Annotated in this window: 13 protein-coding genes; 2 read left to right on the top strand and 11 right to left on the bottom strand. The window is 66.4% G+C overall.

Going from position 1 to position 12,922, the window contains the following annotated elements:
* Window positions 1-33: 33 nt before the first annotated feature.
* From iolD to VIK36_RS04785, 4 genes are all read right to left on the bottom strand, one after another.
* On the bottom strand, window positions 34-1,992 hold the full coding sequence (gene iolD, locus VIK36_RS04800; RefSeq protein ID WP_420716267.1) for a 3D-(3,5/4)-trihydroxycyclohexane-1,2-dione acylhydrolase (decyclizing): 1,959 nt from the start codon (window positions 1,990-1,992) through the stop codon (window positions 34-36).
* 29 nt (window positions 1,993-2,021) lie between these two features.
* Window positions 2,022-2,960, bottom strand: a complete 939-nt coding sequence (locus VIK36_RS04795; RefSeq protein ID WP_255174549.1) for a Cgl0159 family (beta/alpha)8-fold protein — start codon at window positions 2,958-2,960, stop codon at window positions 2,022-2,024.
* Complete coding sequence (gene iolC, locus VIK36_RS04790) at window positions 2,957-3,973, bottom strand: 5-dehydro-2-deoxygluconokinase (protein ID WP_324644269.1); 1,017 nt, start codon at window positions 3,971-3,973, stop codon at window positions 2,957-2,959. The genes VIK36_RS04795 and iolC overlap by 4 nt, the downstream gene beginning before the upstream one ends.
* A gap of 190 nt (window positions 3,974-4,163) precedes the next feature.
* A complete protein-coding gene (locus VIK36_RS04785; protein WP_324644268.1) occupies window positions 4,164-4,568 on the bottom strand; it encodes a tautomerase family protein in 405 nt (134 codons plus the stop codon).
* A gap of 127 nt (window positions 4,569-4,695) precedes the next feature.
* Here VIK36_RS04785 and VIK36_RS04780 point away from each other — a divergent pair, with 127 nt between their 5' ends.
* Window positions 4,696-5,130: a metalloregulator ArsR/SmtB family transcription factor gene (locus tag VIK36_RS04780; protein ID WP_324644267.1), complete on the top strand. Its 435-nt coding sequence runs from the start codon at window positions 4,696-4,698 to the stop codon at window positions 5,128-5,130.
* Window positions 5,075-5,557, top strand: a complete 483-nt coding sequence (locus VIK36_RS04775) for an SRPBCC family protein (protein WP_324644266.1) — start codon at window positions 5,075-5,077, stop codon at window positions 5,555-5,557. Before VIK36_RS04780 ends, VIK36_RS04775 begins: the two co-directional genes overlap by 56 nt.
* Here VIK36_RS04775 and VIK36_RS04770 read toward each other — a convergent pair.
* The 7 genes from VIK36_RS04770 to VIK36_RS04740 all read right to left on the bottom strand — a co-directional run bounded on the left by VIK36_RS04770 (window position 5,515) and on the right by VIK36_RS04740 (window position 12,814).
* Window positions 5,515-6,333: a triose-phosphate isomerase family protein gene (locus VIK36_RS04770; RefSeq protein WP_255174544.1), complete on the bottom strand. Its 819-nt coding sequence runs from the start codon at window positions 6,331-6,333 to the stop codon at window positions 5,515-5,517. The genes VIK36_RS04775 and VIK36_RS04770 overlap by 43 nt on opposite strands.
* Before the next feature lie 30 nt (window positions 6,334-6,363).
* On the bottom strand, window positions 6,364-7,710 hold the full coding sequence (locus VIK36_RS04765; protein ID WP_324644265.1) for an MFS transporter: 1,347 nt from the start codon (window positions 7,708-7,710) through the stop codon (window positions 6,364-6,366).
* A gap of 83 nt (window positions 7,711-7,793) precedes the next feature.
* Complete coding sequence (locus VIK36_RS04760; protein ID WP_255174543.1) at window positions 7,794-8,561, bottom strand: SDR family NAD(P)-dependent oxidoreductase; 768 nt, start codon at window positions 8,559-8,561, stop codon at window positions 7,794-7,796.
* Window positions 8,562-8,593: 32 nt separating this feature from the next.
* Window positions 8,594-9,547 (bottom strand): 3-hydroxyacyl-CoA dehydrogenase family protein, encoded by a 954-nt coding sequence (locus VIK36_RS04755; protein WP_159632829.1) that lies wholly within the window; start codon window positions 9,545-9,547, stop codon window positions 8,594-8,596.
* Window positions 9,544-10,038, bottom strand: a complete 495-nt coding sequence (locus VIK36_RS04750; RefSeq protein ID WP_224025091.1) for a ribose-5-phosphate isomerase — start codon at window positions 10,036-10,038, stop codon at window positions 9,544-9,546. Before VIK36_RS04750 ends, VIK36_RS04755 begins: the two co-directional genes overlap by 4 nt.
* A 12-nt stretch (window positions 10,039-10,050) precedes the next feature.
* Complete coding sequence (locus VIK36_RS04745) at window positions 10,051-11,772, bottom strand: dihydroxyacetone kinase family protein (RefSeq protein WP_324644264.1); 1,722 nt, start codon at window positions 11,770-11,772, stop codon at window positions 10,051-10,053.
* Window positions 11,773-11,815: 43 nt separating this feature from the next.
* Window positions 11,816-12,814 (bottom strand): sugar phosphate isomerase/epimerase family protein, encoded by a 999-nt coding sequence (locus VIK36_RS04740; RefSeq protein WP_324644263.1) that lies wholly within the window; start codon window positions 12,812-12,814, stop codon window positions 11,816-11,818.
* Window positions 12,815-12,922 lie beyond the last annotated feature (108 nt).

Below are 12,922 nucleotides of genomic sequence, written 5' to 3'. Positions count from 1 at the left end.
CCTTGAGCATTCGAAGGGGATGAAGATGAGGGGTCAGCCGAGCAGTTTGCGCTGGCGGTTCTTGTGGTCGACGTAGGTCTGGAAGGCCTGTTTAGTGGATTCCAGTTCGGCGACCTGGGAGACGGGGACGTCCCACCAGGACTCGGAGGACGGCGCGTCCAGGAGGGGGTCGGATTCGACGTGGATCAGGATCGGGCCACTGTTCTCCGGGGCGGCCTTCGCGTCGCGGATGGCCTGTTCGAGTTCAGCGATGACCTTCTCCCCCGGTTCGATCCGGATGACCTTCACGCCCAGGGACTCGGCGTTCAGGGCCAGGTCCACGGGCAGGGTCTCACCTTCGTCGAAGCTGTGCTGTTCCTCGTTCAGGGCCCGGTACTGGGTGCCGAACCGCTGGGACCCGAGGGATTCGGACAGGGAGCCGATGGAGGCGTAGCCGTGGTTCTGGATCAGGACCACGATCAGTTTGATGCGTTCGGCGACGGCGGTGACCAGTTCGGTGTGCATCATCAGGTAGGAGCCGTCCCCCACCATTACGACGACGTCCCGCACCTGGGCGGCTTCCCCGCCAAGGGCGCCTGCCGCCGTCGTGCCGGCCGCTTCGGCGATCGCTGCACGCTTGACGCCCAGGCCGCCGGGGATCTCGTAGCCCATGCAGGAGTAGGCGTATTCGACGTGGTAGCCGAACGGGTCCCGTACGCGCCACATCTTGTGCAGGTCCCCGGGCAGGGACCCGGCCGCGCAGACGACAACGTCGCGGGGATCCATGGCCCGATTGGTGGCGCCGATGATCTCGTTCTGCGCCGGCAGCGGCGTGGAGCGGGTGTCGAAGGCTTCGTCCACCGTGGCGTTCCAGCGCTTCTTCTCCGCGGCGATCTTCTGTTCCAGGTCCGCCCCGACCCGGTAGCCGCCCAGGGCGGCGTTGAGCTTCACCAGGGCCTTGCGGGCGTCGGCGACGATCGGCAGCGTGGTGCCGTGCTTGTAGGCGTCGATCGGGGCGACGTTGATGTTCACGAAGCGCACATCCGGGTTCTGGAACGCGGTCCGTGACGCGGTGGTGAAGTCCTCATAGCGGGTGCCGATGCCGATGATCAGGTCCGCCTCGGCAGCGATGGCGTTGGCCGCCGTCGTGCCGGTGGAGCCAATGGCACCGAGGGAGAACTGGTGGTCCCAGGGCAGGACGCCGACGCCTGCCTGGGTGTTGCCCACCGGGATCCCCGTCAGCTCGGCAAACTTGGCCAGTTCCTCGTTGGCGTAGGCGTAGAGAACGCCGCCGCCGGCGATGATCAGCGGACGCTTGGCGGCGCGGATGGCTGCGGCGGCCCGGGCGATGTCCTCGTCGTCGGCGTCGGGGCGGCGGATCCGCCATTCCCGCTCGGCCAGGAACTCGGCGGGGACGTCGAAGGCCTCGGCCTGGACGTCCTGCGGCAGCGAAATCGTGACAGCGCCAGTCTCGGCCGGGTCCGTGAGGACGCGCAGGCCGTGGTGGAACGCCGAGAACAGCTGCTCCGGACGGTTCACCCGGTCGAAGAACTTGGACAGCGGCCGGAACGCGTCATTAACGGTGATGTCGTATGCGTACGGCTGCTCCAGCTGCTGCAACACCGGGTCAGCGGCGCGGGTCGCGAACGTGTCGGACGGCAGCAGCAGGACAGGGAGCCGGTTGGTGGTGGCGAGCGCGGCACCGGTGAGCAGGTTGGAGGAACCCGGGCCGATGGAGGTGCTGATGGCGTAGGTCTGGCGGCGGCGGGTGTGCCGGGCGTAGCCAACTGCCTGGTGGACCTGGGCCTGTTCGTTCCGGCCCTGGTAGTACGGCATCAGGGCCGGGTCCAGCTGCTGGTACTGCTTCAGCGCCTGTCCCACGCCGGCCACGTTGCCGTGCCCAAAGATCCCGAACGTGCCCGGAATGAGCCGCTCACGGTAGTCAACGCCGCCCACCGTGTCCACGGTGTACTGCCGGGAAAGGTATTCGACGACGGCCTGCGCCACCGTCATTCTGCGCGTTCCTGTTGTTGTGCCCATGGCTAGTTCTCCGCGAGTTCAGTGGTGTGGTGCAGGAGCGAGGCTGCCGCGGCAACAGCGCCGGCGACGTCCCCGTCCGCGGGATAGAGCAGGGTCCGGCCGACGGTGAGGCCCTGGACCCCGGGCAGAGCCAGCGCGGCACCCCAGGTGGCGAAGACCTCGTCCTGGGACCCGTCCGGGTCACCGCCCAACAGGACGGTGGGCATGGTGGTGGCGGCCATGACGCGTTCCATTTCGGCCACCACGGGCACCTTCATCCAGGTGTACGCGCTGGTGGAGCCCAGGCCCTCGGCGATGGCGATGGACTTGATGACCGCGTTGGGAGACAGGTCGTTATGGACCCGGCCGTTCTCGCGGACCGACAGGAAGGGCTCCACCATGGCGATGAGTTTCCGCTCTGCCAGCGAGTCGATGGCCTTCGCTGTCGCTTCCAGGGTCACCACGGTGTCCGGGTCGCCCAGGCAGATACGGGTCAGCATCTTGCCGCCGTCCGCACCAAGGGCCGCCAAAGCGGCGGCGGTGTGGCCGGTGAAGCGGTCATCGAACTCGTTCACCAGGCCGGACAGGCCCCCGCGGTTCATCGATCCGAACACCAGCTTGCCGTCCAGGGCGCCCAGCAGCAGAAGGTCGTCCATGATGTCCGGGGAGGCCAGGACACCGTCAACGGCCGGGTTGGCCAGGGCAATCTGGAGCCGGTCCAGCAGCTGCCGGCGGTCCGCCATGGCCACCGGATCGCTGCCGACAGCCAGGGCGCCGCGGGCGGGGTGGTCGGCGGCGACGATGAAGTTCTGCCGGCCGGCCTTCACGCCGGGGTGGCGGCGGCGTGCCTTCGCGGCACGGGCCACGGCGTCCGGATCTTCCAGGCGGATGGTGCTCAGGTGCTCGTAACGGCGGGGATCATCATCCACGGCGTGGTTCGAGGCAAGGGAGGTGAGGGTCACAGTGCTGCTCCTTCGGGAATGGAAGCGCCGGAAACCGCACCCGGCACAGTACGTCCGCGTTCAGCCAGCAGCGAGGTGACCTCGTCCGGCGTCGGCATCGCATCGGCGCAGGACAGGCGGGAGGCCACAATGGCACCGGCGGCGTTGGCGTAGTCCAGGACCTGTTCCAGCGGCCAACCGGACAGCAGCCCGTGGCAGAAGGCGCCGCCGAAGGAATCGCCCGCACCCAGGCCGTTGAGGGTTTCCACCGGAACGGGGGCCGAGACCACGCGCTCGGTGCGCGTCTTGGCCATCACGCCTTCAGCACCGAGCTTGACGACGGCGATCTCCACGCCGGCGGCCAGCAGCCGGTCCGCCTGCTCATCAGGGGTTCCCTCCCCCACGGCCACGGCGCATTCCTTGTCATTGCCGATGGCGACAGTAACGTGCGGGAGGATCCTGGCCACCTCTGCGCGGGCTTCCTCTTCGGACGCCCAGAACATGGGACGGTAGTCCAGGTCCAGGACGGTGAACTGTCCCTCGGCCAGGCCGGTCCGGGGACGGGCCTGGTGCGCGGCGATGTGCGCGGACCGGGAAGGCTCCTGGCACAGGCCGGTCACCGTGGACCAGAAAATACCGGCCTCGCGGATGGCACCCAGGTCCAGCTCTTCAGCCATGATCTGCAGGTCCGGAGCGGTGGGGAAACGGCCGTAGAAGTACAGCGGGAACTCGTCCGTGGCGGGCTTGATTGCGCAGAATGTCACCGGTGTCTGCAGGCCGGCGACCGGCGTGACAAAGGTGTCGTCGACGTTGAACTTGTGCAGTTCCCGGTGGAGGTAGGTGCCGAACGCATCGTCCCCGGTGCGGGTGATGACGCCGGTCCGGCGGCCGTGCCGGGCAGCAGCAACGGCGACGTTGGACGGTGAACCGCCAAGGTATTTGCCGAAGGAGTTGACGTCCTCCAGGCCAACCCCGATGTCGTTCGGGTAGATATCAACGCTGATGCGCCCGATCGTAAGAAGCTCGTGGGTCACGGGAATCGTGGACCTTTCTGGTGTGGAACTCGGATCCTTTGAGGAGCAGGAGTTCCGGGACTGGCAGGCCGTGGCGTGGGCCACAGGGACTACTTTGCCCTAGATCGAATGTCCTGTCAAAGGTTTGTACTGACATTCTTACAACAAGCATTGAAACGTGCCCATCCCGCTACCAATCGGCACATCCGCACTACTTCCGGGGAACGGCCAACTCGCCGGTCACGTACTGGGCGCGGCCAAACCCGAAGGACCAGTCGCCGGCAGTGTTTTCGACATAGCCAATGAAGACGTCCTCGCCGGCAACCCCCACCGCCGCAAGCTTTTCAGCCACCGCAGCAAAGAGCCGCTGCTTCGCCTCCTGGGATCGGCCGCCCTGGGTGAAGATCTGGATCATCACCACTCCCCCGGTGCGCTCGAAGCCCAGCCCGGCGTCTTGGGCGAAGATCTGGCCCTGCGCGTGTTCGGTGAGGATGTGGAAGTAGTCCCGCTCCGGAATGCCGTATTCCGCAAGGATGGCATCGTGGATGCCGCGGCTCAGCTGCTGCAGCTCATCGGCAGTGCGGCCTTCGTTGACGTCAATGCGAACCAATGGCATGAAGCTTCTCCCTCTAGTAGTTTGTATTGACATACTAACAAAGATGATTTCGGCCTGGCAAGACCCCTCTTGCGGTGGGAACCAGAGCGGGCTTAGCATTGATCAACCGAAAGGTTGATAAACCTTTATGTTGATTAAGAGGAGGGGAATGGTGGTGTATGACGACGCGGCCTTGGACGTGGCTTTCCTTGCCCTGGCCGACCCCGTTCGTCGACGCATCATTGCCCGGTTAAGCCGTGGTCCGGCCACCGTTAACGAGCTGGCCGAGCCCTTCGAGATTTCCAAGCAGGCAGTCTCGAAGCACATCCAGGTACTCGAGCAGGCGAAGTTGGTCACCCGCAGCAGGGACGCCCAGCGCAGGCCCGTTCACCTGAGCCCCGCACGGCTGGAGGCGCTCACGGCCTGGATCGACCAGTACAGGCTGGTCCGCGAAGGGCAGTTCCGCAGCCTCGATGCGGTGCTTGAATCCAGCGCCGGGCAAACACGCCAAAGGCAAAGGACAGGAAATGACCAACCAACTGAAGATCACCGCCCCCGAGGGACTCCCCTACATCGACTTTGAGCGGGAGTTCGACTTTCCGGTGGCGGACGTGTTCCGGGCCCACAAGGACCCGGAACTGGTGGCCCAATGGCTCGGTCCGCGGGGCATGAAGATGGAAATGGACCACTACGACTTCCGTACCGGCGGGAGCTACCGGTACATCCATACGGGTCCGGAGGGGGTGCCGTACGAGTTCCGTGGCATCTTCCACACGGTGCGCGAGAACGAGTTCGCCCTGCAGACGTTCGAGTTCGGCGGTTATCCGGACTCGGTCAGCCTGGAGTCCATGACGTTCGAGGCGCTGGACGGCGGCCGGTGCAGGCTGCGGGGCCACGCCATGTACCAAAGCATGGAGGCCCGGGACGGCATGCTGCACTCAGGCATGGAGGGCGGCATGTCCGAAGGCTATGAGCGGCTGGACGAGCTGTTGGCGGGCGCGTCGGTCTGACGCAGGAGGAGGGCTTCGTCCAGCACGCGGCCAAGGTTGGCGGCATCGTGGGCGAAGCGGCCCAGGAAGAGTCCGTCCGCGGCGGGCAGGCGGGGAAGCAGTCCGGGCCCGGCGCTGCCGCCGTAGATCAGCGGGCAGGCAGGGCCAAGCGTTGCGCGGATCTGCGCCAGGACGGCGTTGACGTGGTGCGGTGGGGCGGGCTCCTGCGCACCGATGGCCCAGACAGGCTCGTAGGCCAGGACCAGGCGGTTCAGCAGGGCCGGGTCACCGTCCGTGGCGGCGCGGACCTGCTCCACGCAAAAGGCGGCGGCAGCTCCGGCGTCGAGCCTGTCCGGCTCGCCGATGCAGAGCAGCGGGGTGAGGAAATGGCCGACGGCGGCACGCACCTTGCGAGCCACCACGGCGTCGTCCTCGCCAAACAGCCGGCGGCGCTCGGCATGGCCGATCTCGACGAGTGAGACGCCGAGTTCGGCCAGCATGCCGGGGCTGACTTCGCCGGTCAGCGGCCCGTCGTCCCAGGCGCAGTTCTGTGCGCCGAGGAGTACGGGCGAACCTGCCAGGATCCGCGCGGCGGGCTCCAGGACAGGGAAGGACGGGATGACGAAGACCCGGACCGGGGACTCCGTGGCGGAAGCCTTGCCCAGTCCGGGCCTGTCATCGACGATGGAACGCACCTCCGACAGCCAGCGCAGGCTTGCCTGGTAGCCCAGGTACATCTTGGTGCTGACACCGATGTAGAGGGGGCCCTTGCCTGTGCTGCTGCCGGAGGTGCTCATGGTTTCCTTGCGTGGATGGTGGTGGTGTGCTCAGTCGAGCAGGTCGTCGGCCTTGTTCTTGAACCGCCTGGTGGCGAACATCATCGCTGCCGCCACGAACGGCAGGACGCCCAGGGCATAGACGCCCATGGACCCCGTGGGCGACTGCGTGGCTTCGTTGACTGCGGTTCGCAGGATGGGCGCCACGAAGCCGCCCAGGTTGCCCAGCGAGTTGATCAGTCCAATGCCTGCCGCGGCAGCGGAACCGGCGAGGAACGCGGTGGGATATGACCACACCACGGGGCCCACTGCCAGGAAGCTGCAGACTGCCAGGGTTATGAAGATCATGCCCAGGACCGGCTGGTGGTTGGTTCCCGCCCATGCCGAGCCGAAGATGCACAGGCCGGTGGAGATGAACAGGATGGTGCCGAACTTGCGGCGCTTGGCCACGGTGTTTGCAGCCTTGCCGATGAAGTAGCAGGAGAAGATACCGAAGAACCACGGCACCGCGATGAGCAGGCCGACGGCGAGCCCCACTTTCTGCCCGGTCAGGGAGGACACCTGCTGCGGCAGGAAGAACGTCACACCGTAGACAGCGATCTGCAGGCAGAAGTAGATGACGGTGAAGTACCAGACGCGGCCGTTGCGCATGGCGGCGAGGATACCGCGGGGCCCCGTCTCGTCCTTGATGTTGTCTTCAAGTGCCATGACCTCCTTCAGCGCGTACTTCTCCTCCCCGCTGAGGAATTTGGCCTTCTCCGGGCCGTTGATCAGGAAGAAGAAGGCCGCGATGCCTGCCAGGACGGCGAGCAGGCCTTCGACGAAGAACATGACCTGCCAGCCGCGCAGGCCCGGCACCTGGTCGCCAATGTTGATCAGCCAGCCGGACAGCGGGTTGCCGATCATCTGGGAGAACGGCTGGGCCAGGTAGAAGATGGCGAACATCTGGACCCGCACCTTGTTGGGGAACCATTCGGCAAGGTACATGATGACGCCGGGGAACAGGCCGGCCTCGGTGACGCCGAGGAGGAAACGCAGGATCACGAACGAGGTCTCGCCCTGCACGAACGCGAAGCACGCGGAAACGATGCCCCAGGTGATGGCAATGCGGGCCAGCCAGATCTTGGCACCCACCTTCTTGAGCAGCAGGTTGCTGGGGATCTCGAAGATGGCGTAGCCAATGAAGAAGATGCCGGCGCCGAGGGCGAAGGCCGCCGCGGACACCCCCTTGTCCGCCCCCAGGGCCGCCTCGGCAAAGCCGACGTTGGTGCGGTCCAGGAACGAAACGACGTAGAGGATGACCAGCATCGGCATGAGCCGGCGGGCCGCCTTGGAAATCGCGGACTTCAGGACCGGACGGGCCAGGAGTTCCTTGGATGTTGCGGTGGTTTCTGACACAACACTCTCCTTCGAGTGGTGACGTTGGTGGTTCCCCGCAGGCCGGCGGCCTGCGGGGCTTGTGGCATCCGGTGCGGATGCCGTCAGTGCATGTACAGGCCGCCGTCGACGTTCAGCGTCTGGCCGGAAATGTAGCCGGCGTCCTCGCCGATGAGGAAGGAAATGGCCGCCGCGATGTCGCGGGTGGTGCCCACCCGGTTCACCACCAGGTCCTTCACGAGTTCATCCTTGCGTTCCTCGCTGAGGGTGCCGCCCATGATGTCGGTGTCGATCGGACCGGGTGAGATGGCATTGACCGTGATGTCGTACTCGCCCAGTTCGCGGGCGGTGGCGCGGGTCAGGCCGATGACGCCGGCCTTCGCCACGGAGTACGGGGTCTTGCTGAAGGTTCCGCCGCCGCGCTGCGCGGAGACGGAGGAGATGTTGACGATCCGACCCACCCGGTTCCTGGCCATCGATTCGGCCGCCCGGCGGGTGGCGTAGTGGACGCCGTTCATGTTGATGTTCACCACGCGGTCCCACTCGGCGCTGTCGAGCTCCAGGTAAGGAACCGGGGAGCTGACGCCCGCGATGTTTGCCAGTGCCACCAGTTGGGGAAGCTCGGCTTCGATCTCGTCGATGGCGGCACGCACCGAGGCTTCGTCGCCGATGTTGGCACCGGCGCCGTGGGCTTTGACGCCATGCTTTTCGGCCAGTTCCTTGGCCAGGTCCTTGCTGGCGGCATCGTCAAGGTCGATCACGCCGATGTTCCAGCCGCGCTCGGCAAGGTACTCCGCTGTGGCGCGGCCGATGCCGCGCTCAGAGACTGCACCGGTGACGATCACCGTGCGCTCTGCGGGGAAAACTGTCATGGAATGTTCCTTCCGGTTGAGGGAAAGCAGGGCTAGGACAGCGGGGCCGGGCCCAAGTCCTCGATGAGCTTCTGCATGGCGACGTAGGCCTTGTTCCGGTAGGCAACCAGGGCTGCCGTGCGCTCTGCCGGGACATCAAGGAAGCCGGAGCCGGTCTTGGTGCCCAGCTGGCCGGCGTCGACCTTTTCCTGCAGGATCTGCGGGGTGGCGAACCGCTCCGGGAAGCCGGTCTGCAGCGACTTGTAGCAGAAGGCGTAGACGTCCAGGCCTGCCATGTCGGCGATGGCGAAGGGGCCGAAGAACGGCAGGCGGAAGCCGAAGGTGGTGCGGACCAGGGTGTCCACGTCCTCGGCGGTGGCGATGCCTTCCTCCACCACCTGGGCGGCTTCGTGGAAGAGGGCGTACTGGAGCCGGTTCAGCACGAAGCCGGTGACGTCCTTGACGGTGGCGGTTTCCTTGCCGGTCTCCCCCACGATGGTGCGGGCGGCCTGGACGGTTGCCTCGGAGGTCCCCTCGTGCGGGATGACTTCCACGCCGGGAATGAAGGGTGCCGGGTTGGAGAAGTGGACGCCCAGGAAGCGCTCCGGGTTGTCCACCACTTCGGCGAGCTTGGCGATGGAGATGGTGGAGGTGTTGGAGCCGATGATGGCATCGGGCCGGGCGGCGGCACTGATCCGGCCGAGGGTGGCGTGCTTGATCTCGAGGACTTCCGGCACGGCCTCCTCGATGTATTCGGCGTCCGCTACCGCTTCTTCGATGTCCTTGGCTGCCCACAGGTTTTCCTTGAGCAGGTCCGTGGCGTTGGCCGGGAAGAGGCCTGCTGCCACAAACTCGTCGGATTCCTTCAGGAGCCGTTCGTAGTTGCTTTGGGCGATTTCGGCGGAGACGTCCGCCAAGGCCACGCGGGCTCCGGCAAGTGCCAGGACCTGGGCGATTCCGCCGCCCATGTAGCCTGAGCCGACGACGGCGATGTTACGGGTGCTCATGTGGTTTCAAGTCCTTCCGACGCGCCCTCATAGGAGCAGATGGCGTCTACTTTGGCCGCGGATGCGGAGTTTTCATCGAAGCGGTAGTTGAGCCACTCGCCCACCAGCTTCTTGGCCAGTTCCAGGCCGATGACGCGCTGGCCCATGGTCAGGACCTGGGCGTTGTTGGACAGCACGGAGCGTTCCACGGAGTAGCTGTCGTGCGCGGTGACGGCCCGGATGCCCGGTACCTTGTTGGCGGAGATGGCGACGCCCAGGCCGGTTCCGCAGATCAGGAGGGCGCGGTCCGCTTCACCGGCGGCCACTTTGCGGGCGGCGGCGACGGCCAGGTGGGGGTAGGCGGTGGTGTCGTCGGCGCCGACTCCCACATCCTCCACCGAGGCGACGCGGGGGTCCGCCTCCAGCAGTTCGCGCAGGGCGTTCTTGTATTCGACGCCGGCTTCGTCATTGCCGACGACGATGCGCCAGCCCGGCTGGGATTGCTCAGTCATAAGGGTTCTCCTTTAGTGGCTTTCGATGGTGGCGGCGTAGTCGGCCAGCCTGCGGGCGATGAGGCCGAAGGACACAGCACCGGGGTCGGGGTGGCCAAGGCTCTTTTCGGCCAGGGGACGGGCGCGGCCCTTCTTCGGGCTGAGCCCGGAGGTCTCGTCAGCGGCTTTTGCTGCCGCCTCCGCTGCCGCACGGAGGCTCCCGGCCAGGCTGCCGCCGTCGTCTATCGCGCGGTTGAAGGTCTCGGCGAACGGAAGCAGAGCGTCCACCATGGTCTTGTCCCCCGCTTCCGCCTTGCCCAGGGTGATGATGGCGTCGCGGAGGGCGTTGACGGCGGCGGCTGCGTCGGCCGCGGTGTAGGAGTCCTTGCTGCCAAGGGTCCTGCCGACCGCAGTGACGGCAGCGCCCCACAGGGCCCCGGAGGTGCCGCCGGCACGTTCGGCCCACTGCTCCCCCGCCGCCGTGAGGAGTTCCTCAAGCCCCGCGCCGGACGCGTGGGACTTCTCGGCGGCGGCAACGGCGGCATCAACGCCGCGGCGCATGCCAATGCCGTGGTCGCCGTCCCCGGCGATGGCGTCCAGTTTCCCAAGCGCGTCCTCATGTTCGACGACGACGGACCGGGCTTCCTTCAGCGCGCCCACCGCCGTGGCGGCCAGGGCAGTCGACGCCGGGGTGGCGGCCAGCGCCGGCGCCGTTCCCGCCTCGGCGAGGGACTCCACGGACCGGGCATGGCGCGGGGCCAGGTTGCCTTTGCGGAAGGCGGGCGTGTCGGCCGGCGCTGCCCACAACTTTTCCAGTTCCCCGTCCAGCCAGAACAGCGTCAGGGACAGTCCGGACATGTCCAGGCTGGTCACCAGTTCGCCGCACTCCGGCTCCACGATCTCCAGTCCGGCCCCGGTCAGCAGCGCTTCGATCTTGCCGAACAGCAGGAAGAGTTCGTCGTACTTGACCGTTCCCAGGCCGTTCAGGATCGGCACCACCCTGGTGCCCGCGGCGTCCGGCTTGTCCTTGAGCAAGCCGTCCACCAGGAGCCGGGCGAGCTCGCCGGCGGTGGGCAGGGGCTGCTCGGAGATGCCCGGTTCACCGTGGATGCCGAGCCCCACGGACATCATGCCGTCGGGCACGGTGAACAGAGGTTCGGCTGCTCCGGGAAGGGTGCAGCCGGCAAAGGCAACGCCGAGCGAGCGGGTGTGGTGGTTGGCCTTGATGGCGAGGCGCTCCACTTCGTCCAGGTCAAGGCCGGCTTCCGCTGCCGCGCCGGCCACCTTGAAGACTGTCAGGTCGCCGGCGATGCCGCGGCGCTTGGTGATTTCCTCCAGCGGAGCGCTGGCGATGTCATCGGTGACCAGGACGGTCCGGGTTTCGATGCCTTCGGCGTTCAGTTTGTCCTGGGCCTGGCCAAAGTGGAGGACGTCGCCGGCATAGTTTCCGTAGCTGAGCAGGACTCCCCCGCCGGTCTGGGATGCCTTGGCCACGCGGTACACCTGCCCCGCGGAAGGGGACGCAAACATGTTGCCGCAGGCGCTTCCTGCGGCCAGCCCGGCGCCCACCAGGCCGGCGAAGGCCGGGTAGTGGCCGGAGCCCCCGCCGATGACCAGTGCCACCTGGCCGGCGGGTGATTCGGTGGAGCGGACAACGCCGCCGTCAACGCGCGCAACGTACTGGCGGTTGGCGGCCACGAAGCCGTCGAGGGCGTCGTCTGCGAACTGCGCTGGATCGTCAAATATCTTTGTCATGATTCCTCGTTGAACCGGTTGTCTCGGTTGGGATGCCTGCCGGCTAGCGTGCGGGGACTGCCGCCGGAGTTTGCCGGCCCTGGGCCACCAGGCTGGTGCCCAGGGCATAGCCGTCCCGCTTAGGCAGGACCTGGCGGCGCAGGTAGTCCTGGTTGGCGGCGGTGACGCTCAGTCCGTCGCCACCGTAGTGCTCGGTGCAGATGATGCCCTGGAAGCCGACGGAGATGGCGAACTGGAAGGCCTCGCGGTAGCTGATGAGGCCTGATTCCATAGGGGCCGGCATGGCGACGTACTGGTTCCGGGCCTGGTTTTCATCGCGGATGTAGTTCTTGACGTGCCAGTAGTTGGAGTACGGCAGGGTCTTGTGCACCAGTTCGCGCCAGTCCTCGATGGGGCGGTGCAGCCGGATCAGGTTGCCCAGGTCCGGGTTCAGCCCCACGTTGGGCAGGTCGATGTCCTGGACCAGCTGCACGGAGGAATCTCCGGTGCCCAGGTAGGTGTCCTCGTACATCTCCAGGGACACCAGGAGGCCAAGTTCGGCGGCGTGCTTGCCCACTTCGCGGATGCGGGTGACGGCGTTGTTCCAGCTTTCCTTGTCCCCCACCGGGTCCTTGTGGCCCTCCACGGTCCAGAACCACAGCTGCTTCCGCTGCTCGGGGGTAATGGCCTGGTGGAGCCCGATCGAGACAACCTCGCAGCCAAGATGTGCTGCGGCCTCGAGGGTTCGGTGGGTGTAGGCCAGGTTGTCTTCCCAGTTGCCTTCCTCGATCACGCTGCGGCGGATGGCGGAGATGGAGGGAAGTCCAAGGCCGGCGGCCGTGGCGGCGGCTTTCAGGTCGTCCAGCCGGGCACTGGAAAGATCGCCGGGACGGACCCAGCTGTCGGTGAGGTCGGCATTGGTGAAACCGGCGTCGGCCACTTCTTCGAAGACCTGCTGCCAGTCGCTGGCAGGGGCGTCCTGGACGGCGGTTCCGTCCGGCCTGGTTCCGGGGAACTGCAGCAGGGCGGCGGCGATGGGCCAGTTTTCAGCGGTGTACGGCATTGTTACTCCAGATCATGAATCGCATTTCCTATAGGATCTACGTTAGTTATGGATCCTGTCAAGGGTTCGTTTGTGGACTCCCAGGGATGGAGTCGAGGGATGAGGGGC

It is taken from the genome of Pseudarthrobacter sp. LT1 (assembly GCF_035621795.1).
In the GTDB taxonomy this organism is placed as follows: Bacteria; Actinomycetota; Actinomycetes; order Actinomycetales; family Micrococcaceae; genus Arthrobacter.
Note: the sequence above shows the minus strand (reverse complement) of the source record. Positions and strands in the feature narration are given on the sequence as shown.